Origin of the sequence: Pseudomonas fluorescens (assembly GCF_902498065.1) — a bacterium.
Taxonomy (GTDB): Bacteria; Pseudomonadota; Gammaproteobacteria; order Pseudomonadales; family Pseudomonadaceae; genus Aquipseudomonas; species Aquipseudomonas fluorescens_BJ.
In genome coordinates this window covers 229,498-255,234 of sequence record NZ_CABVIR010000008.1, presented here as the reverse complement: position 1 = coordinate 255,234, position 25,737 = coordinate 229,498, and the positions used below count along the sequence as shown (strand labels likewise).

The window sequence follows — 25,737 nt, the reverse complement described above, 5'->3', positions numbered from 1 at the left end:
TGGCGGAGCAGGAGACTAGGATGGCTCGACGCTGGTTGGTTGTGACGGGTTTCGCCCTGTTTGCTTCGCTCGCCCTGGCGGGGGAGGCAGTGACCACGCCATCGGTGATCCATCTGGCCAGCGAAGACTGGGAAGACTACACCGCCGCCGATGGCCGTGGCCTGGGTTGGGATGTGCTGCGTGAAGTCTTCGAGCCGGCCGGGGTTAAGCTGGACATCCGCACCGAACCTTACATTCGCGCCATCGGCCTGGTCCAGCGGGGCGAAGTGGACGCCTGTGTCGGCGGCTATCGCGATGAAGTCAGCGACCTGCTGTATCCGCGTTGGAATTACGACACCGATCACATTTACGCCCTAGGGCTGGCCAATAACCCGACGCCGACCCCGGAGACCCTGGGCAATTATCGACTGGCCTGGGTTCGCGGCTATGATTTCCAGAATTACCTGCCCAACATAAACCGCTATAACGAAGTCGTTCGGCGCACTGGCATTCTGTCGATGCTGACCCACGACCGCGCCGATTTCTACATCGACGCGCTGACCGAGGTGGATTACATAGTCCGCCAGGCCAAGGATCCGTCCCAGTTCCGACGCACGCACATCGCAGAATTGCCGCTGTACCTGTGCTTTGCCGATACGCCCAAGGCGCGGGAGTTGATGGCGCTGTTCGACCGGCGAATGGAGCTGCTGGTCAAAAACGGCCGACTGAAACCGATCTTCGAACGCTGGAAGCAGCCGTATCCGTTTGATTCGAACTGAACAAAGATCCTGCGTGCGTGATGATTCCTGTGGGAGCGAGCTTGCTCGCGATAGCGGACGCTCATTCACCATTGATGTCGACTGACACATCGCTATCGCGAGCAAGCTCGCTCCCACAGGGGCTGAAACAGGGCGGGGATCAAACTTTTAGATCGTTATGCTCCATAATTCAGCCTAAGCGTCTGTAGGAACCTGCTGTTACAATGCCGCGTCTGCGAATCTCCAGTACTTATTGATCAGGAGCACACCGGTGCCTGTCGTTTTTGTCGCCGCTTCCAAGCTGCCAACGCCTTTTGCGCAATTCACCATGCACGGCTTTCTCGATGAAGAAAACGGGCGCGAGCACGTCGTGCTGAGCCTCGGTGAGTTCGGCGACGGTGCCCCGGTACTCGGCCGCTTGCACTCCGAATGCCTGACTGGCGATGCCTTGTTCAGCCAGCGCTGCGACTGCGGCTCGCAACTCGAGGCCGCCTTGCAGGCCATCGCCCGTGAAGGCCGTGGCGTGTTGCTGTACCTGCGTCAGGAAGGCCGCGGCATTGGCTTGCTGAACAAGATCCGCGCCTATGAATTGCAGGACGGCGGCGCCGACACCGTTGAAGCCAACGAGCGTCTGGGCTTCGCCGCGGACCAGCGCGACTACGCCATGTGCCTGCCGATGCTCGAGCACCTGGGCGTGAAATCCCTGCGCCTGATGACCAACAACCCGCGCAAGGTCAAAGCCCTGACCGACATGGGCATCGTTGTCGCCGAGCGCGTGCCGTTGCACACCGGCCACAATCCGCACAACAAACTCTACCTGGCCACCAAGGCCAGCAAGCTCGACCATATGATGGGCAACGAGCATCAGGGTGAGGTTGACCGGGCGTGACCCGCGGTCAAGTTCGGCGGCGACTGTCCGTCAGTTGGTGGCAATACCTGGCGCTGGCCTTGTTGCCACTGTTTGTGATCAACGGCGTTTTCGGTCAGGGCGAGGCGATCCTGCCGGTGCTGGCGATGCCGATGTTCATCGCCGGTGTGGCCTCGATGTTTGTCAGCCTGAAGTTTTTCGGTGGCTATAAACACGCACTGATCGCCACCCAGAAAGCCTTCGATACCCCTGAAGAGCCCGCCGCCTGGATTGTCTTGGCTGCCAAGCGCCGTACTGCGTTTCTCGCCGCTGGTTTGCCCGCCTGGATCGGTGCGTTGGCCGTCTTCGTGGGGCTTGAAGCCGTACCGTTGGTGCTCCTGGCGCTGTCGACCACGGTGCTGTTCTACCTCTACCGTATCCCCCGTCAACTCGGCTGATGCGCCGCATCGGGCTGGCGGTTTTGCTGCTGCTCGTCAACGCTTCGGCTGTTGCGGTCGAGCGCGTCGTCAGCCTCGCGCCGTCGCTCTCTGAAATCGTCGTTGAGCTGGGTTCAGCTGATCTTCTGGTCGGTGTTCTGGATGCCGGCGATCGTCCTGCTGAACTCAAGGACCTTCCATCCGTTGGCCGCTACGGTCAGTTGGATATGGAGCGGCTGCTCAGCCTGAAACCCGATTTGCTGCTGCTCTGGCCTGGCAGCGTCGGCCCGGCCCAGCGTGAACAACTCAAGCGCCTGAACATCCCCACCTACGTCGCCGATCCGCACAACCTTGAACAACTGACCGCGCAAATCGAAGCGATTGCCGCGCAGCTCGGCCGGCCCGAGCGTGGCGTGTCACTGGCCAGCGATCTGCGTCAGCGCCTCGATGCACTGCGCCAGCGCTATCGACGGGACGAACCGTTGCGGGTGTTTTACCAGGTCTGGGATCGTCCGCTGTACACCGTCGGCGGCGGGCAGATCATCAGCGATGCTCTGGACGTGTGCGGCGCGCGCAATGTGTTTGCCGACCTGGCATTGCCGGCGCCGCAAGTCAGCGTGGAGGCGGTGTTGCAGCGCAATCCCGAGGTGATTCTGGCCAGCGATCAGGCGCAGCTGGAGGCTTGGAAGGCCTGGCCACAAGTGACGGCGGTGGCGCAGGGCCGATTGCGGTTGGTGACGGATAAAGGGCTGGAGCGGCCGAGTGGGCAGATGATTGAGGCGACGGCCAAGTTGTGCCAAGTCATCGCGCCCGACCGCTGAGACCGAGGTGCATACATCGCGGGCAAGCCCTGGATCAAAGCTCTGGTGTCCAGGTCACCCCAAACATCCACGCCCGACCTTCCTCGCGATACCCGAACTGACTGTCATCATGGCTGTACAGCGCCCGGCTGTAACCCTTGTCCAACAGGTTGTCGACCTTCAACTCAAGCTTGATTTCGTGATTCAGCGCCCAACTGCTGCGCAAAGCCAGCAGCGCATACCCGCCTAACGGCTGCTGATTGTTCTCATCGTCGTAACTGCTGCTCACCGCTTGCCAACTGGCGCCGAGGCCCAGCCGATCAAACTGTCGATCCAGATCCAGACTCAATGTCCGCCGTGCACGCCGCGCCAACGTATGGCCACTGGCACGATCCTGTGGGTCGATGATCGCCACGCCAAGATTGCTCTGCCAGCCGAACAGTTCTTGCTTCAACGCTGCTTCAAACCCGTTGATCCGTGCCGAGGCGACGTTCTGCGGACGGTAGTTGCTGCCGACGATAATCGCGTCCTTGAGGTCAGTGCGATACAGCGAGGCTTCGAGGCGGCTGGTATCGGTCAGCTGGCTGCGCCATTGCAGCTCGTAACTTTTCGAGGTTTCGGGCTTCAGGTCAGGATTGCTGAAACCCGGGTAATACAAGTCATTGAACGTCGGTGCGCGAAAGCCTTCGCTGTAGGTCAGCAGCACATCGTTGTCCGGGTTCAACGGCAGGGTGAACGTGCCGCTCCAGCTGTTCTGACTGCCGAACTGCTGGTTCTGGTCGCGGCGCAGGCCCAGTTCCGTGGAGAAGCTGTCTGCCTGATAGCGATGCTGGATAAACGCTGCGCGGTTCCAGCGGCTGTCCTCGTCGAACGCTGTGCTGCTGTTGATGCGGTCTTCGTACCAGTCGCCGCCCAGGGTCAGGCCATTGCGCTCGTTCAGCGTCAGGTCGTTCTGCCAGTTCACTGAGTCGCGATACGTGTTGAACACGCTGCGTTCGTCGCTGAGCTTGTCGAAGGATTTCTCGCGGTTCTCGCTGTGGCCGAATTCGACGCGGGTTTTCCACAGGTCGTTGATGCGCGCATCGACGTAACTGCTGACGCCGCTCACGGTGAAATCACTGTATGGCCGCTGTTGGTAGGACGTTTTTGTCATTTCGTCGTAGCGCCCGAACGGATTGTCGATCTCGCTTTTGCCGCGGTTATCCAGCACGTTGGCGCCGATTTCGACGTCATCGGTGAGGGCGTGACTCAGGCTCAGGCTCAACGACTGGTTGCGATACTCATCGTGATCGCCATCGCTCGGGTAGGACTCATGGGTGCGATTGATCCCGGCCGTTTCATCGAGGCTGGCGCCCAGGTTGAAGCGGGTTTTCTCATCGCCACCGGATAATCCGAGGCTGCGCTCCCACGTCTGGTTGCTGCCAAAGCCCATATGCAGACGCGGTTGCAGACCCTGTTCGGCGCCACGGCGGGTGAAAATCTGGATCACCCCGCCAATCGCATCGCTGCCGTAAATCACCGAACGGGAGCCGCGCAGCACTTCCACGCGCTCGACCTGCTCGATGTTGATGTGTTGCAGGTTACTGTCGCCGGAGGTCGAGTTGCCGATGCGTTGACCGTCCACCAGCACCAGGCTCTGCGCCGACTTCGTCCCTCGAATGTAAATCCCCGGAAGACTACCGCGCCCGCCGGTTTGCCCGACTTGCACACCGGGCACCCGACGCAGCAAGTCAGTGACGCTGCTTGGTTGCAGGCGGTCGATGTCCTCGCGGGTGAATACGGTGTTGGCGGCGCTGCTGTCGTTGCGGGCTTCGACCTGGCGGTTGGCGCTGATCAGCACGTCGGGCAGCTTCAGGGCCTGGTCGCGTTCGAAAGTGTCGGCCAGCAGTGGGCCGGACGGCAGAAGTGTCAGCGTCAGGGCGAGGGGGGAGAGTTTCATGGGCAGTCCGTTGACGCTTTAAAGCGAACAAAAGTTTTGAAGGGCATAGAAAACCACTGTGGGAGCGAGCCTGCTCGCGATTGCGCTCTTTCAGTCAACATCTACATTGACTGACAGACCGCAATCGCGAGCAGGCTCGCTCCCACAGGGTATTGCATTTATTCAGTGGATCAGATGTTCAGCAGTTGCAGCCGCTGACGCACCGACGCTTCGATCCCTGCTTCATCCAACCCGCACTCGGCCAACATTTGCGCAGGCTTGGCGTGTTCGACGTAAACATCCGGCAAGCCCAGGTGCAGCATCGACTTGAGGATGTTCTCGCGGGCGAGGAATTCGCTGACCGCGCCACCGGCACCGCCCATGATCGCGTTTTCTTCGATGGTCACCAGCAACTCATGGCTGCCGGCGATTTCGCGAACCAGTGCTTCATCCAGCGGTTTGACGAAACGCATGTCGACCACGGTGGCATCCAGCGTTTCGGCGACTTTCAACGCCTCGGCCAGTTGCACGCCAAACACCAGCAGGGCGACTTTGCTGCCCTGGCGGCGGACCACGCCTTTGCCGATCTCGATCGGTTGCAGGTCTTTCTCGATGGTTGCGTTCGGGCCGGTGCCGCGCGGATAGCGCACCGCCGCCGGGCCGTTGTACAGGTGGCCGGTGGTGAGCATTTTGCGCAGTTCGTTTTCGTCGCTCGGGGTCATCACCAGCATGCCGGGGATGCAGCGCAGGAATGACAGGTCGAAACTGCCCGCGTGGGTCGGGCCGTCTTCGCCGACCAGGCCGGCGCGGTCGATGGCGAACAAGACGTCGAGGTTTTGCACCGCCACATCGTGAACAAGCTGATCGTAGCCGCGTTGCAGGAACGTCGAATAGATCGCCACCACCGGTTTCGCGCCTTCGCAGGCCATACCCGCGGCGAAGGTGACGGCGTGTTGCTCGGCAATCGCCACGTCGAAATAGCGCAGCGGGAAACGCTCGCTGAAGGCCACCAGGTCGGAGCCTTCTTTCATCGCCGGGGTGATGCCCACCAAGCGCGGATCGCTCGCGGCCATGTCGCACAGCCATTCGCCGAACACGGCGGAGTACTTCGGCCCGCCGGCTTTCTTCGGCGCAGCGGCCGGAGCGTCCAGCGGTTCGAGTTTGGTGATCGCGTGGTAGCCGATCGGGTCGACTTCCGCCGGGGCGAAGCCTTTGCCTTTCTTGGTGACGATGTGCAGGAACTGCGGGCCTTTCAGATCGCGCATGTTGCGCAGGGTGGCGATCAGGGTCGGCAGGTCGTGGCCATCGATCGGGCCGATGTAGTTCCAGCCCAGCTCTTCGAACAGCGTGCCGGGAACCAGCATGCCTTTGGCGTATTCTTCGGTGCGGCGGGCAATTTCCCAGGCGCCGGGCAGGCGCGACAGGACCTTTTTGCTGCCTTCGCGCATGCTTGCGTAGGTGCGGCTGGAAAGGATTTTCGCCAGGTAATTCGACAAGCCACCGACGTTGCGCGAGATCGACATGTCGTTGTCGTTGAGGATCACCAGCATGTTGGCGTTCACTTCCGGCGCGTGGTTCAACGCCTCGAAGGCCATGCCCGCGGTCAACGCACCGTCACCGATCACCGCAATCGCCTTGCGATCGCTGTTCTGCAGGCGGGCGGCAATGGCCATGCCCAGCGCGGCGCTGATCGAGGTGCTGGAGTGGCCGACGCCAAAGGTGTCGTACTCGCTCTCGGAACGACGCGGGAACGCGGCGACGCCGTCCTTCTGGCGCAGCGTGGCCATGCGCTCGCGGCGGCCGGTGAGGATTTTGTGCGGATAAGCCTGATGACCCACGTCCCACACCAGCCGGTCGTCCGGGGTGTCGAAGACGTAATGCAACGCGATGGTCAGCTCGATGACGCCCAGGCCGGCACCGAAATGCCCGCCGGTCTGACCGACCGTGTAGAGCAATTCCAGGCGCAACTCATCGGCCAGGGTTTCCAGCTCGGCTTCGCCTAACCGGCGCAGGCCGTCCGGCGTGTTGGCACGGTCGAGCAGGGGCGTGGTCGGGCGCTTGCGGGGAATCTCATGAAACGTCGTGGGCATCAGGCGAATCGTTATAGGTATAGAAGAGGCGGCAGTTTACCTGATGCATCGGCCCCTGCCCACGCGTTGCTCTTTTTTGGCCGATACGCTGTCAGCTGCGGCGTTCGACGATATAACGGGCCAAATCACGCAACGGCTCGGCGGCCGCGTCAAACGGTCGCAGCGCGTGCAGGGCCTGATCGCGCAATTCCAGCGCGTAGGCTTTGGCCGCATCAAGGCCGAGCAGGGCCGGGTAGGTCGGCTTGTCGCGCGCGATGTCGGCGCCCTGGCGTTTGCCGAGGGTTTCGGTATCGCTTTCGACGTCGAGAATGTCGTCCTGCACCTGGAACGCCAGGCCGATGGCCTGTGCATAGGTCTGCAAGGACTTCAGTTCGTCTTTCTCGGCACGGCCGCTGGCGAGGGCGCCGAGTTTGACGCTGACCTCGATCAGCGCGCCGGTTTTGTGCCGGTGCATGGTTTCGAGGGCTTTTTGATCGAGTTTCAGGCCGACCGAACCGAGGTCGATGGCTTGACCGCCGACCATGCCGGCCGGGCCCGCCGCCAACGCCAGTGCGCTGACCATTTGCAGGCGGATTTCAGCGTCTGACGAACTCAGGCGCGGGTCGAGCAGGGCGCTGAAGGCCAGGCTCTGCAAACCGTCACCGGCGAGAATCGCGCAGGCTTCGTCGAATTTTTTATGGGTGGTCGGCTGGCCGCGACGCAGATCGTCGTCGTCCATCGCCGGCAGATCGTCGTGCACCAGCGAGTAAGCGTGGATCAGCTCCACCGCGCAGGCTGCGCCGTTGGCTTGCTCGGCCTTGCCGCCCAATGCTTCGCACGCTGCGTAGGCCAGCAGTGGACGCACGCGTTTGCCGCCGTTCATCACGCTGTAGCGCATGGCTTCGTATAGCCGCGCGAGTTCCGGGCTGGGTGCGTTGAACAAGGTTTCCAGTGCCGCGTTGACACGGGCCTGGCTGGTCGCCGAATACGCTGCAATCATTCTGGCTGATCCGCGTCGAAGGGTTCCTCGGCCAGCTCGCCATCACGCTCGAGCAGCACTTGAACCTTTTGCTCGGCCTGGGCCAGCGCTGCCTGGCAATCGCGGGTCAGACCGATGCCTTGCTCGAAAGCCGTCAGCGAGTCTTCCAGCGACAGTTCGCCGTTCTCCAGTCGCTCCACCAGCGTTTGCAGGTCGGCGAGGGATTGTTCGAAATCCAGTGCAGCTTTTTTGCGGGCCATGGCGGCGATTTCCGGTTGACGTTAAACCGGCGCGACACTAGCAGACATGGGGGGTATGGGCAAATCAGCGGCCGTTGCGTGCTAGGGATTTGGGTGGGTGTATATCCATTATTAGTGTGATGGCGGTTATTGGTTCCGCCCTTACGGCGGGTCACTTTCGAAAAGCCTGCGCGGCCCGGCGGAAAGTAACCAAAGCGCTTTTGCCCCTTTCGTTCGGTGCCTCGCTGAGGCTCGGCATGCCCTCCTTCCGGTCCTGCTCCGTGGGTCCGCCGCCATCGGCCATCCACGGCCGGGGGGCGGCTAACCCGGCATCCATGCCGGGTTACCCACTTCACAGAACCTCCACTCGACCTCTCGAGGGGGCGGCTACCGCCAATCCAATCGAGGCGGCCTACCGGTCGACCTGGCTCTTCAAGTGTGCGCATTTCCCTGTGGGAGCTGGCTTGCCAGCGATGGTCGTTAACGATGACGCGTGCTGTCTGAATGAACGCGGTGCCTGGACGCTCATCGCTAGCAGGCTAGCTCCCACAGGGTTTCGGGTACCTCCGCAGAACAGGATTATTCGGCTCATTTTGTGAGCCGAATAAGGCCGCTATTCGGCTCACGCCCCACAATCATCGTGATCTCCACCGCAAATCAAGATGTATCCGATTGTTAAAAACCCGCCAAATCGCTAACCTTCGCGCCTTCTACGACCCAATAGTCACGGGTCTTTCTGACGAAACGCAGTTTTTGGATCTGTAACGCGCCGAGGATCAGGCGCAAGGTTTCGTTATGCATGGCAGGAGGCGTCACATGCGTTCATTTCTTCTATTGCTGATGGGGCTGGTTTGCGCGACCGCTGTCTGCGCCGAGCCGACGGCCGAGCTGTCGGAACCGGTGGGCGGCTGGCGCTACAACGGCCTGCTCGATCGCAGTGAAAACCCGCAAGTTGCCTATCCCACGCCGCCCATCGACCGGGGCGTGCAGCGCAATCGCACGATGATCCAAGGCCAGCTCAAAGCCATCGGCGCGCAACGCGGGCCGCACACGCTGGCCGTCAACGGCAATCCACTGAACCTCTACACCGACGACCAAGGGCGTTTCGCCCGGCCGTATGCGTTTGGCGCCGGTTCCAACAGCGTCGAAGTGCGCAGTGCCGAAGGCAAATCCCTCAAGCGCGTCCAATTCTATGAAGCCAACAACCTGCGCACTCCGGCTCGGATTCGCGTGGTGCTGGGTTGGGACGATCCGAAAGCCGAGCTCGACCTGCACATCATTACTCCAGACGGCCAGCATGCGTTCTGGGCTCGCCCGGCGATGAGCAACGGTGGTGGCCTGGACCCGGACGGCGTCGATGGCCCCGGTCCGGAAATGTTCACCATGACCGCGCCGCTGCATGGCACCTATCTGGTTTACGTGAACTATTGGGGCAACTTCGGCAGCGGCGGCTATAACTTCGATGAGACCAGCAACCAGAACGAGGTGATCACCTCGCAAATCAACCTGGTGCTCAACGAAAACACCGTCGACGAAAAACGCGAGACCTTCATCGTGCCCCTGCGCGCGATCGGTGACCTGCTGCTGGTCAAGACTTTCAACTATTAAACATCCCGCACCACGGATTGGGTTTTGTAAACATGAGCGATAACACTGTTTCTCCGGCTGCTGAGGCGCCTGCTGCCAAACCTTCCCGGCGTTGGCCAATGCTGCTGGGCGGGCTGATCCTGGTGGCTGGCGTGGCGGCCGGACTTGGCTGGTTCATGCACAAACCCAAGGCGCCGCCCGCAGAGTTGGCCAGCGACAAACTGGGCATGAGCCGCCCCGACGGCCTGCTCGAAACCCATTCCTTGAGCCAGTTGCCCAAGGACTTGCTGGCGGTGCCGTTCCTTAAGGAAACCCTTACCGAAGATTTCGTCTTCTATTACGAAGCCCATGCCGATCGCCTTGGCTTGATCGGCAGTCTGCGCCGGATCATTTACGAACATGACCTGAAGTTGCAGGACAGCCTGATCGAACAGCTGTTCGATCAACCGGCGGACGTGGCGCTGTGGCGCGGGGCGGATGGTCGTCTGAAAGATTTTTTGTTGGTGATGGATCGTGGTGGTCTGGCCAAAGTGCTGGAGCCGCTGGCGAAAGTGGCGCTGGATGATTCGCAGCTGACCCAACTCGGTGACCTCAAGGTCGCCGGCGATACGGTGCCGCTGTATCAGCTCACCTACAACAACAGCAAAGCGCTGCTGTTTGCCTCTCATGGCGACAAGCTGGTGGTGTTGTCCAATCCTTCGAAACTGTACGACAACAGTAATGGCCCGATCGATGAGCTCGGCATGGTTTCGACTCAATCGCTGGAAGCACTGCTCGGCGGCCAGAAACTGTTCCCCGAAGCCTTCGGCCTGCCACTGCGCGCGCCTGAAGTGAAACAACGCCTGTCGGTCAATTCCAGCGTGCTGGCCATGGGTTACCAGCGTTTCATTCCGAACTTCGCCGGACTGCGCTTCGACATGGACGACAAGGGCTGGCACAGCTTCCTCGCCATGGATGAACTGGAGAACCAGCCGGACTTCGATTTCAAACCGATCTGGCAAGCCATGCCGATGGGCGCCAGTGCTTGCGTGGCCCTGCCGCTCGCCGCCGAACAACAGAAACCGCTGCTGGTGAAACTCGGGGCCGAAGAAACCGTGGCGCAGGCCCTGACCGAACACATGGCCGGTGCTGCCGGCCTGTGCTGGTACGCCGATTCGCGGCTGTACACGCCGCTGCTGGTGGCCAGCCTGAACGATGATGACAGCGCCAAACTCGATGGCGATCTGGGCAGCCTGTTCGGTTCAATGGTCGGCGCCTACGAAGGCAACGTCGAAGAACACGCATTCCCGGTGGTGGAAAAGCAGGAAGGCGAAAACCACCAGTGGCAGCGTCAGGTCAGCTCCAACTTCGGGCCTTACAAAGCCAAGGATGCCGAGAACCCGGACGCAATCACCGGCAAGGCGTTCATGAAAGTCAGCCTGGCGCGCCACGGTTCTACGTTGCTGTTCTCCCTCGACGACAAGCTCGTGGACAAAGCCCTCGGCACCCTCGACAAACGTTTCCCGCCGATGGCCGACGTGGTGCCCAAAGACCTGCTGATGCCGGTCTACTTCGGCCCGGATTCCATGGCGCAACTGATGCAACAGGAAACCCTCGACAGCCTGCCGCAGGACATGGAACCGGTGTTTTATAACGCCGCGCAAACCTACCTGATCCCGAAACTGCGCAAGCTCGGCGGCTATGGCAAGTACGCGTTGACCTTGCCCGAGGGCAGCGAGCCGGACGGCCACTGGCAATGGCTGCCACTGGAGTGGAAAGCCCTGTGACCGCACTTATCCGAGGCCTCGGCCTGCTGGCGATGTTGCTGGGCAGTCGCGCATTTGCCACCGAAGCGGCACCGCTCGATCCGCAGCAGTCCCAGGTGTTTCGCGCCTGGTTCGTGCGCATCGCCCAAGAGCAACTGACCCAAGGCCCGAGCCCGCGCTGGTATCAGCAGGACTGCGCCGGACTCGTGCGTTTTGCCGCCAACGAAGCGCTGAAAGTCCATGACGACAAATGGCTGCGCAGCAATGGTCTGTCCAACCGCTACCTGCCGCCGGAGCTGCAACTGAGCGAAGCCCAACGCGGTCTCGCCCAGCAATGGCAGCAGGGCGGCGGCAAGGTCGGGCCTTACGTCAACGCGATCAAACTGATTCAGTTCAACAGCCATCTGGTTGGCCGCGACCTGGCGCAAGCCCGGCCCGGCGACTTGATGTTTTTCGATCAGGGCGACGACCAGCACCTGATGATCTGGATGGGCCGCTACATCGCCTATCACACCGGCACCACCACCCCCACTGACAACGGCATGCGATCCGCGAGCCTGCAGCAACTCATGACATGGAAGGACACCCGATGGATACCCGACGCAGCCAACCCCAACTTCATCGGCGTCTATCGACTGAACTTTCTCTCCCAATGACCGGTGCCCGCATGCTGCGTTTTCTGTCTCTATTGTTGGTGTTGGTACTGCCTTTTTCGGCAGTGAACGCTGAAGACACAGTCGAGCCGAGCGGTTACACGCCGGTGGCCGGTGAAAGCTTTTTCCTGTTGGCGGACAGCAGTTTTGCCAGCGACGAACAGGCGATGGTTCGCCTCGAAGCGCCGGGCCGCGACTATCGTCGCTTCCGCATGGAGCCTTACGGCGGCGCGGACATTCGCGTGTACCGCATCGACAAACCGCTGGATTTTCTCAAGCGCCAGAAGAACCTGCACCGCGTGGTCAGCGACGGCCAGTTCAAGGGCGAAGGCCTGTCGAATACCCTCGCGTACCTGTGGGACAACTGGTACCGCAAATCCCGTCGCGTGATGCAGCGGGCGTTTTCCTACGAATCGCGCAAACAAGTCACCGAGGAAGTGCCGGAACTGAAGATGGGCACTGCGATTGCTGCACCGACGCCTTACGACGCCCAGCCGCAATTCGCGCTGATTCCGGGCCTGCCGGTGGTCAGTCAGTTCCGTTATCCGTTGTGGCAAGCCAAACCGATCCAGCCGCCTGCTGGGGTGAACCTCGCCGGTTCTTCCAGCGAGTTCGTCACGGTCGCGCCGGGCAACGTGTACATCCCGTTGGGCAACCTGAAGCCGGGCCTGTACCTGGTGGAAGCGCTGATCGGCAAGTACCGCGCGACCACCATGGTTTTCGTCTCCAACACTGTGGCGGTGAGCAAGATTGCCGGTGATGAACTGCTGGTCTGGGCCGCGCGCAAACACGAAGGCAGTTCGGTGCCGAAAGTTAACGTGCTGTGGACCGATGGCCTCGGCGTGATGAGCAGCGGCGCCACCGACACCGATGGTTTGCTGCGCCTCAAACACGTCAGCCCGGAGCGTTCGTTCGTGATCGGCGAGGACGAAGAGGGCGGGGTGTTTGTCTCCGAGAACTTCTATTACGACAGCGAAATCTACGACACCAAACTTTATGCCTTCACCGACCGGCCGCTGTATCGGCCGGGGGATTGGGTGTCGTTGAAAATCGTCGGTCGCGAGTTCAAGAATGCTCGCGATTCAGTGTTGCCGACTGCCGCCGACGTCAACGTCACGGTGCTCGATGCCACGGGCACGGCGCTGCAATCGCTGGCGCTGAAGCTCGATTCCAAGGCGGGTACCCAAGGTCGTTTCCAGTTGCCGGACAATGCCGTGGCCGGTGGTTATGAACTGCGTTTCAGCTACAAGGACCAGGCCTACAGCAGCGCCTTCCGGGTGGCCGAATACATCAAGCCGCACTTCGAAATTTCGTTGAACCTGGCCAAGCAGGATTACCGCACCGGCGAACCGGTGAAAGGCAGCCTGGTGCTGCTCTACCCTGACGGCAAGCCCGTCGCGAATGCCAAATTGACCCTGAGCCTGCGCGCTCAGCAACTGTCGATGGTCGACAACGAACTGCAATACCTCGGGCAATTCCCGGTGGAGCTGACCAGCACCGAACTGACCACCGATTCCAAGGGCAACGCGACCCTCGACCTGCCCGCCGCCGAGAAACCGAGCCGTTACATGCTCACCGTTTTTGCCAGCGATGGCGCGGCGTATCGGGTCAAGACCACCAAGGAAATTCTCATCGACCGTGGCGCCGCGAGTTTCCGCCTGAGCGCGCCGCAGCGCTTCAGTGCGGTGGGCGACAAGGTCGCATTCCGCTATTTGAATGAAGGTGGCAGTGAGCGGAGCAAAGCGGTCACGCCGAGCGGCTACAGCTGGGTGCGTCTGGAAGATCAGACCACTGGTGAAGGCAAGCTCGCTGCGACGGATAAAGGCTTCACATTGGCCTTCGAGCGTCCCGGCACCTACAACCTGACATTGAAGGATGAGCATGGTCGTGTGGTCGGTGCGACCGGTCATTCGGTCACCGGTGATGGCGTCAAGGCCGTGCCCGGCACCGTGGAAATTGTCCTCGACAAACCCGAGTACAAGGCCGGCGATGAAGCCCTCACGCTGATCACTTTCCCCGAGCCTGTGAGCGATGCGCTGCTGTCGCTGGAGCGCGACAAAGTCGAGGCCACTGCGCTGATGTCCAAGGGTGGCGACTGGCTGAAGATGGAAAAACTCAGCGATACCCAATACCGCGCGCGCATCCCGGTGAAGGATAATTTCGCGCCGAACCTGACGTTCTCCGTGCTCTACACCAAGGGCGGCCAGTACAGCTTCCAGAACGCCGGGATCAAGGTGATTGCGCCGCAGATCGACGTGGCCATCGCCACCGACAAAGAGGTGTATCAGCCGGGCGATACGGTATCCGTGGACCTGACAACCCAGTTTGCCGGCAAGCCGATTCCGGCGCACCTGACGGTCAGCGTGGTCGACGAAATGGTCTACGCGCTGCAACCGGAAGTCGCGCCGACCATCGACCAGTTTTTCTACCACCCGCGCCGTAACAACGTGCGCACCAGCGCCAGCCTGTCGTTCATCAGCTACGACGTCGCGTTGCCGGGCAGTCCCGGTGCGCCGGGCAAAGCCAACCGCAGCGAACGTGGCGTGAAAGTGCTGGAGCGGCCACGTCGTGAAGACGTCGACACCGCTGCATGGCAGCCGGAATTGATCACCGACGCCAACGGCAAAACCCGTTTCACTTTCAAAATGCCGGACTCGCTGACTCGCTGGCGCATCACGGCGCGGGCCATTGCCGACGACGGTCAGGTAGGGCAGAAAAAGCAATTCCTGCGCTCGGAAAAACCGCTGTACCTGAAGTGGAGTGGCCCGACCAGATTCCGCACAGGCGACAAACCGGATCTCGGCGTGTTCGCCTTCAGCCAGGCGGAAAAACCGGTCAAGGCTGAGCTGGTGATTCATTACGCCGGCGCCGAACAACGGGTGCCCGTGACGCTGAACAACGGCATCAACTACCTCGCATTGCCGGCGTTCGCCTTGGCCAGTGGCGAGTGGACCGCCGAGCTGGTGCAGGACGGCAAAACCGCTGACGCGCTGGCCGTGCGCCTGACCACGACCGGCGAAGGCTGGCAGGTCACACAAAGCCAAAGCCTGGACGTGGCCAGCGGTGATACACCGCTGACCTTGCCGGCGGACGCAACGGACATTCGCCTGCGCCTGGATGACAGCCCGCAAGCGCTGTTCCGCTCGGCGCTCGACGATTTGCTGAGCTATCCCTATGGCGGCGTCGAGCAGACGGCCAGTCGTTTGCTGCCGTTGAGCATTGCGTACCCGACCTTGTCGTCGAATCCGCAGATCCGCGATCGCCTGCGCCTAATCATGCAAAACAGCCGTCTGCGCCTGGTGCAAATGGCCGGGCCGTCGGCAAGCTTCACCTGGTGGGGCATGGACGGTGAACCGGACGCGTTCCTCACCGCGTACGCCTACTACGCCGATTGGCACGCCAGCAAAGCGCTGGAGCTGAGCCTGCCGCCGGAGCATTGGCAGCGGGTGTTGGAGGTGTATTCCAAGCAGGCGAAAAACACGCCACTGCTGCAACGGGCGTTGATCCTGTCGTTTGCCAAACAGATGCAATTGCCGGTGAATACGTTGCTCAGTGGCTTGATGGATGACCTGGCGAAAGCGGGTGAAGGCAACGCCGCGAACCTGATGGAGGATGGCGAAGACAGCATCGTCATGAGCGATCCGGATTCGGCGCTCGGGTTGGCGGCGGCGCGTACGTTGACGGCATCGCTGGCTCGTCAGTCCAAGGTGACGTTGCCCGACGCTTTCAATCGTCAATTGCCCGATGCGCAACAGCGTCTGGCGGTCAGTTCCCAGCCGTTTGCCGAAGCGCTGAACCTGTCGCTGCAAGCCTTCGATCAGGCTCACGCGCAAGCCTTGTTGCAGCGTCTGTTGCCACAGCAATCGACCCTGGAACGCGCGTTGGCGCTGACCTGGTTGCAACGCAGCATCGAGCAGGCTTCGCCCACCATCGCACTGGCACCGGGTGACGGCTGGAAGAAAAACTACGGTGATACCGGTGAGATGTATTGGACGTGGCAGGGCGCTGCGCCGGTGCCAGCGGTGTTGTCGCTGAGCGGGACGCAAGAGCGCCCGTTGCGGGCGGCGTTGAGTTTCCAGACTAAACAACCGCCAGTTGATCCGATGGCTGTGACCATCACCCGTCGCTTGTCGCGTCTGGTGCCGGGTGATGAAGCTTTCACCTTCAAACTGGAAGCGATCGGCACCAAGCCGTTGTCCAGCGACAGTCTGTATCTGGACGAAGTGATCATCACCAGCAAAGCCGCAAAACCGCTGCGCTACGGGATGATCGAAGTGCCGCTGCCACCGGGCGCGGATGTTGAGCGCACCACGTGGGGCATCAAGTTGATGGGCAAGGCTGGCACTGAACCGACGGCGCTGGAGAAGGCACGCTTCGAACCGGGTCAGATGGCTTACGCGATTCCGGTGGATGCCCTGAGCGGCGAATTGCGCTTGCGTCACCTGGTGCGCTTCTCGCAGAAAGGCCAGTTCAACCTGCCGCCGGTGCGTTTCACGCAGGTCTACGCGCCGCAGCATCAGGCCCAGGAACAGAAACCGGCGCTCGGTCAGGTCACGGTCAACTGACATGACCCGGCGTTGGCTCTGGTGGCTGCTGTGTTTGATCCCTGCGCTGGCGACAGCGCAGGACGAACCGCTGCGTCTGGGGTTCAAGGGTGAATTGCTGTCGCTGAGCCGGACTCAAGTGATTTCTCGCGAGCCGCTGCCTGCGGATTTTCAAACGCCATTGGGCAGTCTGTGGAAGCTGTTTGTCTACGGCTGGCTGGTGGACACCGGCGCACGTGAGCCGGCTTATGAATGTCGCGGGCAGTCGAAAGAGGAAGTCTATTGCTGCACCGCGGGCGGGAAGATTGAGCGTGATCAGGCGCTGGTGAAGTCCTGCGGTTTGTATTTTGAGCCGGCGCGGTTGGGTATTTCCGGCGCAGATTGGCGCTCGTATTGGCAGGCGCGACAGGCGCCTGAGTGGCTGCTGGATTTGCCTTCGTTGCAGCCTTCCACGCGGGTTTCGGTGGTGGAGTTGCTGCGAATGCTGGCCGTGATGCCCGCGCAGGATCAGGCGCGACGGGTGTTGCTGGACGTGGTGCTGAATGCGGCCGACGGCAATGTCGTCGGCGAACTCGGTGGCCGGTTGCGGGTGAAAACCTGGAGCTGGTTGGGGGATCAGGATCCGTCGTCGCGTCAGGGTGGGTTTGCCGGATGGACAGTGGATGGCACGCCGATCTGGGCCGGTGGGCGGGGGACCAGTCAGATGGTTCTGCGCAATTACGGTCAGGCGTTGGCGTCTGTGTTGCCGGTTGATTGGCCTTTGGATGCGGGGCGTTGCGTTGAAGTCGGATTGTTTTCTCGCTATCCGATCGGGCGCGTGCTGGCGGGGGATCGGGTTGTTTCTTCCGGGCCTTTGCAGGGCGACTATCGCGTTGAATTCGCCAATGGCAATCAACTGGATATTCACAGCGACGGGGAGCTGTTTTTGGTGGGCGACAAACTGGTCGCACGCCTGGACCGAGAAGAGTACGTCGCCCGGGTCCTGCAGCGCGAAGCCAAACCTGAACCCGCCGAAGCCGCCAAAGCCCTGGCCATCGCCATTCGCACCTACCTGCTGCAAAACGCCACCCGCAACGGCGACTGCCTAAGCATCGACGACAGCAGCAGCCGCCAACGCGTCGCCCCACGCCCGGCCACCACCGAGTCGCGCAACATCGCCGCGTGGACCAGCGACCTGGTCCTCGCCGGCAGCACCGTCACCTACCACTCCGACCAGCCCGGCCCGGACAAACTCTCCTGGCAGCAAGCCGTCGAACAAGCCAGCGCCGGCCAACGCTACGACGCCATCCTGCTGCACGCTTACCCACGCGCCAGCCTCAGCCGCTGGGACAACCCCGTCGCCTCCTGCGAGACGCTGCCCGCCGCGCAAGACTGGCTGCAAACCCAACGCCGCGGCTGGCGCCAGCGTCTCGAAAGCGAAACCGGCTACAACGAAGTCAGCACATTCGCCGTCTGCCGCCTCGCTTTCGGCCGCCCCTACGTCGACCGCGAGCGTCAGCGCATTTATGTGCGCGGCGTGCTGTCGCTGCAAGACCGCCTCGACCTGACCCACGAATACCTGCACCTGGCCTTCGAAGCACACCCCAACGGCCAGGATGAAACCTACATCGAAGGGCTCGCCCGCCACCTCTTGCTGGAATAGGCCATGAAACTCCGTTATCCACAGGTCTTCCTGTTCCTTTGTTCTGTTTGCGTGTTGCCGACGGTTTCCGCGGCTGAAAGCGCCGCCAAACTCGACACCCCCGTCGGCGGCTGGCGCACCGGTGCGGTCGAAGGCGAAGGCGAACACTTCCGCCAGACCGTCAACTACCCGGCCTCCTCGGTGAATACCCCGGCAGGTCAGGCCAACACCGCACGCATCACCGGCCAGATCAAAGCCACGCCCAAGTCCACTGAACCGGGCCGATTGATCGTCAACGGCGTCAGCATGCCGCTGAAAATCGACCCCACTGGTCGCTTCGATCGACCGTTCTCGTTTCCCAATGGCAGCAATAGCGTCGAAGTCCGCAGTCCTGATGGTCAGCAGCGGCATCGAACGCAGTTTCTCAATGCCAGTGGTGGCGCGACGCCGGCGAAATTGCGTGTGTTGCTGGCTTGGGACAGCGATGGCACGGATCTGGACTTGCACCTCGTCACGCCCGATGGCGCGCACATCTGGTACGGCGATCGTGTCGCGCCTAATGGCGCTGCGCTGGATGTGGACGTGACCACCGGTTATGGCCCGGAAATCTTCGCCATGCCGGCGCCGATCAAAGGGCAATACCTCGTTTATGTGAACTACTTCGGGGGTGGGTATCGGAGTAATGAGGACGGACAGGAGGATGCGGTTCAGCCGCTGACCACGGCGCAGGTGACGGTGATTACCGAGGAAGGGACGCCTAGCGAGAAGATGGAGACTTTTCTGGTGCCGATGCGGGCGGTAGGGGAGTTGACGTTGGTTAAGGGGTTTAGTTATCCGTGAGTGAAAAGTTTAAACAGTGCCGACACTATTAAATCGGGCAGCAGGCAGCTGCCCAATTGCTGAGGGGAGACCTTAAGGTCAAAACGCGGGCATTAAAAAGCCGGCTTGTGGCCGGCTTCTCGGGGACTGGCTTGGTTCATTTTTGGTAAACCGCGCCAGCCTTCAAAACGTACACCCGGATCTTGCGTCCGGCTGTGGGACTCGGCGAGAAAATCATCTGCCTTGTCGGTGCGATCGGAGCCGCGGGGCGGGTCGATGCGCAAATGTGGGGCGCAGCATACTGATTTTTTTGAGGAATTCCCAGCGTGGTGTGCGGGTTAGGACTGTCAGTTGCTTGGGATCGGGTAGCTGACCCGGGTTTTGCGGTGAAGGTTCCACCGCCTTCGCGAGCAAGCTTGCTTCAGGTACTGCGCAATCCTTGTGGGAGCGCGCTTGCTCGCGAAGGTCGCGGCGCGGCGTTACAGGAACGGCACTGGCGGTCTGCGCTTGTTCAGTGTCGAGCACCAAAACACCCACCCCAAGACCCGGATGTTCTGCTCTTCGATTTGCGCGGCCCTGAACGTCTCATCCGGGTATTCGGCGCTGTTGTGGCTGCGCAATCGCAATCCATTCCCCGGCGTCCGGTGCAGGTACTTGATACGCAGCATTCCGTCGTGCTCGATCGCGTAAATTTCCCCATCCACGATCTGCGTCAGGCCCCGATCAATGGCGACGGTTGATCCGTCGGCAATTTTCTCCGCCATGCTATTGCCGATCATATGGGCGCAGATGGCGTCCGCATGGTTGATTTCCAGTGAGTCGAGATGGCTGCGTGGAAGGCGCAGGGGCTGGCTGGTGTCCACGATGACATGGGTTTTGTTCGAACCCGGACCGACAGGGGCTTCCTTGTAAAAGGGCAACTCGACATCGGTCGGCTCGATGACGGTGTAAACGCCACGGATGGCCTGGGCGTCGAAGGTGCTGCCGGTCTCATCGACCAGCCGCAGGTGTCTGGCATCTTTCGGGCCTTCGAGATATTTGAGCCACTCGCTGTTGACCGAGAGCTTTCTGGCGACGGCTTCCATGCAGTGATCGGGCACGCCGCGGGTGTACCAGTTGTGGACGTTTTGCGGCGCCGTGCCGAGGAATTCGGCAAATCCGGTCGTCGTGATGTTCGCTACTTTGAGCAGCGCTTTAAACCGTGGACCGCTAGTGTTTTTTTTCTTCATGGGCACGAGTTTACGGGCGTATGGCGAGGCTTTGAATAAACGAACCGTTCAAAATGCGCGGGAAATTTGCGACCTCATGTAAGACGTATCGAGTAAAAATTAAACAAGAAAAAACCGATGCGCTGGAGGGTTAAACGACGTGTTTAAAACCTTTCCGGCGCGCACAAAAAACCCCGGATCAACCGGGGTTTTTTCAAGTCGTCAGTGGCGCAAGGCCAGTGGCGTCTCAGCCTTTATAGGCAGCAACCGACTTGGTGACCGCTTCGCGGGCGGCGTCTGCACCGGCCCAGCCTTCGATCTTCACCCATTTGCCTTTTTCGAGATCTTTGTAGTTCGCGAAGAAGTGCTCGATCTGCTGAATCAGCAGGGGTGGCAGGTCGGTGTATTCCTTCACGTCGACGTACAGCTGGGACAGCTTGTCGTGTGGCACTGCGATGACTTTGGCATCGCCGCCGCCGTCGTCGGTCATGTTCAGGATGCCGACCGGACGGGCACGGATCACGGAACCTGGAGCAACCGGGTAAGGGGTCACAACCAGCACGTCGAGGGGGTCACCGTCGTCAGCCAGGGTGTTCGGGATGTAACCGTAGTTGGCCGGGTAGAACATCGGGGTGGCCATGAAACGGTCAACGAACAGGCAATCGCTGTCTTTGTCGATTTCGTATTTGATCGGCGCGTGGTTGGCCGGGATCTCGATCGCGACGTAGATGTCGTTCGGCAGGTCTTTGCCAGCCGGAATCTTGCTGTAGCTCATTGGGCGGTGCCCCCGTTAGTTGACCAAAAACACTTGGCCGGATTGACCAAAAAGTGGCGGCGATTATAGGCATATTCCGCCGTTGATGCCATGCACCAAGGGTCTTGTAGACCTTAGTCGCGTGCCTGATAGACCGGGTCTTCGGCCAGAAGTTGCCGCAGCCGAGTCAATGGATCCTGTCGGTAAAACAGCTTCAGCTGTTCATACACCCGAGGATACGCCTCGTGCAGCAAATCCGGGGCGCTGAAGAAGTATTCGCTGGTGACGGCGAAGAACTCGGCGGGGTTTTCCGCGGCGTAGGGGTCGATGGCGGTTTCGGCCTCCGGGTTGCGGTCCAGTTGTTGGTCGAGGTCGTCGTAGGCCTCTTGCATGACGCTGGCCCAGTCGCTGACCCGCATATCTGCGTGCAGCGGCGGCAGGCCGTTGGCGTCGCCGTTGAGCATGTCGAGTTTGTGCGCGAGTTCGTGGATTACCAGGTTGTAGCCTTCCCAGCCACCACTGGCCATCACGCCGGGCCAGGCCAGAATGATCGGGCCTTGTTGCCAGGCTTCACCGCTGTGTTCGCCGTCCCACTCGTGTTCGACGCCGCTGGCGTCGCGATGGCGCTGGGGGCTGAGGAAGTCGTCGGGGTAGAGAACGATTTCGTGAAAACCCTGATACCAGTTCAAGTCGCCCAGGTTCAGCAACGGCAATTGCGCCTGGGCGGCGAGCAGCAAACGCTGCTCCTGATGGAGTTCGACGCCGGGCAGGGCGGTCAGGTGTTTGTCTTCGAGGAACAGTACGCAAGCTTCGCGCAGCCATTGGTCTTCAGCGGCGCTGATGCCGTCGAGAAAACTCAGGTGATGGCGCACTCGCTGCCACATGTCGTCGGCAATCGGGTGTCTGGCCAGGATGCGCCGGCGACGCCAGGCGCTGAGCGACCACATCGGTTAGCGAGGTTCAGCTTTGGACGCGGCGTTGCCGAAGCGGCTGCGGACGACGCCGATGATCATCGGCACCAGCGACAGCAGAATGATGCCCACCACCAGCAGCGACAGGTTTTTCTTGATGAACGGCACGTTGCCGAAGAAGTAACCGAGGGTCACCAAACCACCGACCCAGAGGATGGTGCCGAGGACACTGAAAAAGAAGAAACGCGGATAGGGCATTTTCGCTACGCCGGCGACGAACGGTGCAAAGGTGCGAATGATCGGCAGGAAGCGCGCCAGAGTCACGGTTTTGCCGCCGTGCTTGTCATAGAAGTCGTGGGTTTGTTGCAGATAATCGCGGCGGAAGATTTTCGAGTTCGGGTTGCTGAACAGTCGTTCGCCCGCCGTTCGTCCGATAACGTAGTTGGTGCTGTCGCCGAGAATCGCCGCCAGCATCAGCAGGCCACCCAGCAACACCGGGTCCATGCCGCCACCGGCCGCCACGGCGCCCGCGATGAAAAGCAGGGAATCACCCGGCAGGAAGGGCATCACCACCAGGCCGGTCTCGCAGAAGATCACCAGAAACAGGATGGCGTAGATCCATGGCCCGTAATTGTTTACCAGCAAATCGAGGTAAACATCGAGATGCAGGATAAGGTCGAGCGGGTTGAAATCCATGGGGCACCTGTGGTGACGGCCCGACTCGGCAGGCCTGTGCGGATGACTTCGCGTAAGGCTACAGACGGGTGTAGTTTTTCTTACAAGCCGGAAAGGTCCGCATTATACGGGCTGAGAAGTGAAAAGCGCGTCGAGTTTGTAGCGGGGGATTTCGCACGAGACAGACGGCGGGCGTGGTCTGTTTTTGTAGGAGCAAGCTTGCTCGCGATTACGGTGTGTCATTCAACACAGGTATCGGATTTCGGATTGCGATCGCGAGCAAGCTTGCTCCTACAGGGGGGATGCCGGTCAGAGCTCGTCGCTGATCGGCAGCACGTAGTTCTTGAACTCGGTGTCTTCCTTGAACCCGATGGATTCGTAGGTTTTCTGCGCGATTTTGTTGTCGCTGCTGGTGGATACGCGCATACGCACGGCATTGGTTTCCTTGGCCATTTTTTTTGCGGTGCGCATCAGGTTGTCTGCGACCAACTGACGGCGGGCGTCTTCGGCGACATAAATGTCGTTGAGGATCCACACGCGTTTAAGCGAAAGCGACGAAAAGCTCGGGTAGAGCTGACAGAAACCCATCAGCTTTTTATCGTCGTCATCGGCCAGGGCCAGGTAGATCACCGATTCCTTGCGACGCAGGCGTTTTTCGAGGAACGCCCGGGACGAGTCCGGATACGGCAGGGAACCATAAAACTCGCGATATTTGACGAACAACGGGGTCAGCAGGTCCAGGTGTTCGAGGGTCGCTTGAATAATCCGCATCGATAGGTCTCGTCTTCAAGTGGCTGTCTTCACGTGCTCTGACGGCGAACGGTTCTCACTCGGGCAGCCGTGTTTCGATCCTGCCTGAAACCGAATGAGAAACGCAATGCGGAAACGGTTCAGGCATTCGGCGGACTCAGTAGGAAATTACCTTTCATGTCTGCACCTGCGTCCGACTCCAGCGTCTGAAGCTGTGCTTCGTCCTTCAGGTTGACCCCCGACAACTGCCGCCGACAGGCTTCACGCATCAGATAAAGCAATCGGTGTGCCGCCATGCCATAGCTCAAGCCTTCCAGGCGTACATTGGAGATACAGTTGCGGTAGGCATCCGTCAGGCCGACCTTTGGATTGTAGGTGAAATATAATCCCAGGCTGTCTGGGGAGCTGAGGCCAGGGCGTTCGCCAATCAGGATCACCACCATTTTGGCGCCCAGCAGCTCACCGATTTCATCGGACACCGCGACCCGGCCCTGTTCTACCAGAATCACCGGCGAAACCGTCCAGCCATCGACTTCGATCTGCTCTCGCATGCGCGCAAGGAAGGGGACGGTATGACGGTGCACTGCCAGTGCCGACAAACCATCAGCCACGACAATCACCAGATCGACGCCGCCGGGGTGGGCTGAAGCGTGGTTGCGCAGGATTTGCGCGGACTCATCGCTCAATTTCCGCCCCAGGTCAGGGCGCTGTAAATAACTGTCCCGGTTTGTGGCGGCGCTGTGCAGGAGCACACTTTCGTACCCGCATTCGGCCAGTTGCGAGCTGAGCCCCGCATGGTCGAAGGGCAGGTGCACCGCGTCCCGAGCCTGGGCGTGGGCGTATTGGAAATCCAGCTGTGCGCTGGTCGGCATGCTGGTGCCCGTGCGGCCAAGGGCAATCCGCGCCGGGGTCAGGCGCCGCAGTTGCAGCAATGGATTTTCTGAGTCAACAGGCGGTTTATCCATCTCCACAGTCATCCCAGTTGCCCCATCGCTTGGCGGAAGGCTGGCGGCAGTCGGTCGCCGAAATGAATCTTGCCGTCTGCCTGGGTGAAGATGCCCATTCTGGCCAGCCACTGTTCGAATTCTGGCGCGGGTTTCAGGCCCAGGGTTTGTCGCGCGTATAGCGCGTCGTGGAACGAGGTGGTCTGGTAGTTGAGCATGATGTCGTCGGAACCTGGGATGCCCATGATGAAGTTGATCCCGGCCACGCCGAGCAGGGTCAGCAAGGTGTCCATGTCGTCCTGGTCGGCTTCGGCGTGGTTGGTGTAACAGATGTCGCAGCCCATCGGCACGCCCAGCAGTTTGCCGCAGAAGTGATCTTCGAGGCCGGCGCGAATGATCTGTTTGCCGTTGTAGAGGTACTCCGGGCCGATGAATCCTACAACCGTGTTCACCAAAAACGGTTTGAAATGTCGCGCCACGGCGTAGGCGCGGGTTTCGCAGGTTTGTTGATCGATGCCGTAATGGGCGTTGGCCGACAGGGCGCTGCCCTGGCCAGTCTCGAAATACATCAGATTTTGCCCAAGCGTGCCGCGATGCAGGCTCAAACCGGCGTCATAGCCTTCCTGCAAAACGTTCAGGTTGATGCCGAAACTGGCATTGGCCGCTTCGGTGCCGGCGATCGACTGGAACACCAGATCCAGCGGAACGCCGCGGTTGATCGCTTCGATGGACGTGGTGACGTGGGTCAGTACGCAGGCCTGTGTGGGAATTTCGTAGCGCTGGATGATCGCGTCGAGCATTTCCAGCATCGCGCAGATCGAGGCAATGCTGTCGGTGGCCGGGTTGATGCCGATCATCGCGTCGCCGTTGCCGAACAGCAGCCCGTCGAGAATGCTCGCGGCGATGCCCGCCGGTTCGTCGGTGGGATGGTTGGGTTGCAGGCGTGTGGATAAGCGTCCGCGCAGGCCCATGGTCCCGCGAAACTGCGTGACCACGCGGATTTTCTGCGCCACCAGCACCAGATCCTGTACGCGCATGATTTTCGACACGGCTGCGGCCATTTCCGGCGTCAGGCCCGGGGCGAGGGCACGCAGGCTCTGTTCATCGGCGGCATCGCTGAGCAGCCAGTCGCGGAAACCGCCGACAGTCAGGTGGCTGACTGCGGCGAAGGCTTGTGTGTCGTGGGTGTCGATGATCAGTCGGGTGACTTCATCGGCCTCGTAGGGAATCAGCACTTCCTGCAGGAAATGAGTCAGCGGGATGTCGGCCAGGGCCATTTGCGCGGCCACACGCTCGCCATCGTTGAGGGCGGCGACGCCAGCCAGGAAATCGCCGGAGCGCGCCGGGCTGGCCTTGGCCATGACCTCTTTGAGGCTGGCGAAGCGGTAGGTCTGGGCGCCGACGGTATGGACGAATGTGGCCACGGTGTCCTCCTGATTCTATAAATGTCTCAAATACACCGCCGAACCCTTGTGGGAGCCAGCAGGCTGGCTCCCACAA

General features: G+C 60.9%; 22 protein-coding genes. 10 read left to right on the top strand and 12 right to left on the bottom strand.

Annotated elements, in window-relative coordinates; all coding sequences use genetic code 11:
- The first annotated feature begins 20 nt into the window (after positions 1 to 20).
- From F8N43_RS24830 to F8N43_RS24815, 4 genes are all read left to right on the top strand, one after another.
- Positions 21 to 758, top strand: coding sequence for a substrate-binding periplasmic protein (locus F8N43_RS24830; protein WP_150654504.1), 738 nt, complete (start codon positions 21 to 23; stop codon positions 756 to 758).
- A 250-nt stretch (positions 759 to 1,008) separates the two neighbouring features.
- Complete coding sequence (gene ribA / locus F8N43_RS24825) at positions 1,009 to 1,626, top strand: GTP cyclohydrolase II (protein ID WP_150630340.1); 618 nt, start codon at positions 1,009 to 1,011, stop codon at positions 1,624 to 1,626.
- Entirely contained in the window at positions 1,623 to 2,042 is a 420-nt protein-coding gene (locus F8N43_RS24820; protein ID WP_150630341.1) for an MFS transporter, read from the top strand. Before ribA ends, F8N43_RS24820 begins: the two co-directional genes overlap by 4 nt.
- Positions 2,042 to 2,842, top strand: coding sequence for a cobalamin-binding protein (locus tag F8N43_RS24815; protein ID WP_150654503.1), 801 nt, complete (start codon positions 2,042 to 2,044; stop codon positions 2,840 to 2,842). Before F8N43_RS24820 ends, F8N43_RS24815 begins: the two co-directional genes overlap by 1 nt.
- Positions 2,843 to 2,876: 34 nt before the next feature.
- Here F8N43_RS24815 and F8N43_RS24810 read toward each other — a convergent pair whose 3' ends face one another.
- The 5 genes from F8N43_RS24810 to F8N43_RS29735 all read right to left on the bottom strand — a co-directional run bounded on the left by F8N43_RS24810 (position 2,877) and on the right by F8N43_RS29735 (position 8,827).
- Positions 2,877 to 4,760, bottom strand: a complete 1,884-nt coding sequence (locus F8N43_RS24810) for a TonB-dependent receptor domain-containing protein (RefSeq protein ID WP_150654502.1) — start codon at positions 4,758 to 4,760, stop codon at positions 2,877 to 2,879.
- 170 nt (positions 4,761 to 4,930) lie between these two features.
- Positions 4,931 to 6,829: a 1-deoxy-D-xylulose-5-phosphate synthase gene (gene dxs / locus F8N43_RS24800; protein ID WP_150654501.1), complete on the bottom strand. Its 1,899-nt coding sequence runs from the start codon at positions 6,827 to 6,829 to the stop codon at positions 4,931 to 4,933.
- Between the two features lie 91 nt (positions 6,830 to 6,920).
- Positions 6,921 to 7,808: a (2E,6E)-farnesyl diphosphate synthase gene (gene ispA / locus F8N43_RS24795; protein WP_150638453.1), complete on the bottom strand. Its 888-nt coding sequence runs from the start codon at positions 7,806 to 7,808 to the stop codon at positions 6,921 to 6,923.
- Entirely contained in the window at positions 7,805 to 8,047 is a 243-nt protein-coding gene (locus F8N43_RS24790; RefSeq protein WP_007894317.1) for an exodeoxyribonuclease VII small subunit, read from the bottom strand. The genes ispA and F8N43_RS24790 overlap by 4 nt, the downstream gene beginning before the upstream one ends.
- Before the next feature lie 654 nt (positions 8,048 to 8,701).
- Positions 8,702 to 8,827: a hypothetical protein gene (locus F8N43_RS29735; RefSeq protein WP_263596747.1), complete on the bottom strand. Its 126-nt coding sequence runs from the start codon at positions 8,825 to 8,827 to the stop codon at positions 8,702 to 8,704.
- Positions 8,828 to 8,842: 15 nt separating this feature from the next.
- Between F8N43_RS29735 and F8N43_RS24785 the strand changes: the two genes are divergently transcribed.
- Genes F8N43_RS24785 through F8N43_RS24760 form a run of 6 tightly spaced genes read left to right on the top strand, consistent with a single transcriptional unit; the run spans position 8,843 to position 19,016 of the window.
- Positions 8,843 to 9,634 (top strand): YfaP family protein, encoded by a 792-nt coding sequence (locus F8N43_RS24785; protein ID WP_150630346.1) that lies wholly within the window; start codon positions 8,843 to 8,845, stop codon positions 9,632 to 9,634.
- Positions 9,635 to 9,666: 32 nt separating this feature from the next.
- A complete protein-coding gene (locus tag F8N43_RS24780; protein ID WP_150630347.1) occupies positions 9,667 to 11,379 on the top strand; it encodes a DUF2138 domain-containing protein in 1,713 nt (570 codons plus the stop codon).
- Complete coding sequence (locus F8N43_RS24775) at positions 11,349 to 12,014, top strand: DUF1175 domain-containing protein (protein ID WP_412070962.1); 666 nt, start codon at positions 11,349 to 11,351, stop codon at positions 12,012 to 12,014. The genes F8N43_RS24780 and F8N43_RS24775 overlap by 31 nt, the downstream gene beginning before the upstream one ends.
- Positions 12,011 to 16,576, top strand: a complete 4,566-nt coding sequence (locus F8N43_RS24770; RefSeq protein WP_150654500.1) for an alpha-2-macroglobulin family protein — start codon at positions 12,011 to 12,013, stop codon at positions 16,574 to 16,576. The genes F8N43_RS24775 and F8N43_RS24770 overlap by 4 nt, the downstream gene beginning before the upstream one ends.
- A gap of 1 nt (position 16,577) precedes the next feature.
- Positions 16,578 to 18,197 (top strand): DUF2300 domain-containing protein, encoded by a 1,620-nt coding sequence (locus F8N43_RS24765; RefSeq protein WP_150654499.1) that lies wholly within the window; start codon positions 16,578 to 16,580, stop codon positions 18,195 to 18,197.
- A gap of 3 nt (positions 18,198 to 18,200) precedes the next feature.
- Positions 18,201 to 19,016 (top strand): YfaP family protein, encoded by an 816-nt coding sequence (locus tag F8N43_RS24760; RefSeq protein WP_150630350.1) that lies wholly within the window; start codon positions 18,201 to 18,203, stop codon positions 19,014 to 19,016.
- A gap of 458 nt (positions 19,017 to 19,474) precedes the next feature.
- Here the strand turns inward: F8N43_RS24760 and F8N43_RS24755 are convergent, their stop codons facing one another.
- The 7 genes from F8N43_RS24755 to F8N43_RS24725 all read right to left on the bottom strand — a co-directional run bounded on the left by F8N43_RS24755 (position 19,475) and on the right by F8N43_RS24725 (position 25,661).
- Positions 19,475 to 20,224 carry a S24 family peptidase gene (locus F8N43_RS24755; RefSeq protein WP_150630351.1) on the bottom strand — a complete coding sequence of 250 codons (750 nt, stop codon included), beginning with the start codon at positions 20,222 to 20,224 and terminating at the stop codon, positions 19,475 to 19,477.
- Positions 20,225 to 20,450: 226 nt separating this feature from the next.
- Positions 20,451 to 20,978, bottom strand: coding sequence for an inorganic diphosphatase (ppa, locus tag F8N43_RS24750; protein ID WP_150654498.1), 528 nt, complete (start codon positions 20,976 to 20,978; stop codon positions 20,451 to 20,453).
- A 113-nt stretch (positions 20,979 to 21,091) separates the two neighbouring features.
- Complete coding sequence (locus F8N43_RS24745) at positions 21,092 to 21,904, bottom strand: zinc-dependent peptidase (RefSeq protein WP_150654497.1); 813 nt, start codon at positions 21,902 to 21,904, stop codon at positions 21,092 to 21,094.
- 3 nt (positions 21,905 to 21,907) lie between these two features.
- Complete coding sequence (locus tag F8N43_RS24740) at positions 21,908 to 22,564, bottom strand: DedA family protein (protein ID WP_150630353.1); 657 nt, start codon at positions 22,562 to 22,564, stop codon at positions 21,908 to 21,910.
- A gap of 288 nt (positions 22,565 to 22,852) precedes the next feature.
- The gene (locus tag F8N43_RS24735) at positions 22,853 to 23,314 is read right to left on the bottom strand and encodes a GNAT family N-acetyltransferase (protein ID WP_008042983.1); all 462 of its coding nucleotides are present in this window, start codon (positions 23,312 to 23,314) and stop codon (positions 22,853 to 22,855) included.
- A gap of 119 nt (positions 23,315 to 23,433) precedes the next feature.
- On the bottom strand, positions 23,434 to 24,258 hold the full coding sequence (gene eutC / locus F8N43_RS24730) for an ethanolamine ammonia-lyase subunit EutC (protein WP_191623647.1): 825 nt from the start codon (positions 24,256 to 24,258) through the stop codon (positions 23,434 to 23,436).
- Between the two features lie 8 nt (positions 24,259 to 24,266).
- The gene (locus F8N43_RS24725) at positions 24,267 to 25,661 is read right to left on the bottom strand and encodes an ethanolamine ammonia-lyase subunit EutB (RefSeq protein ID WP_150630355.1); all 1,395 of its coding nucleotides are present in this window, start codon (positions 25,659 to 25,661) and stop codon (positions 24,267 to 24,269) included.
- Positions 25,662 to 25,737 lie beyond the last annotated feature (76 nt).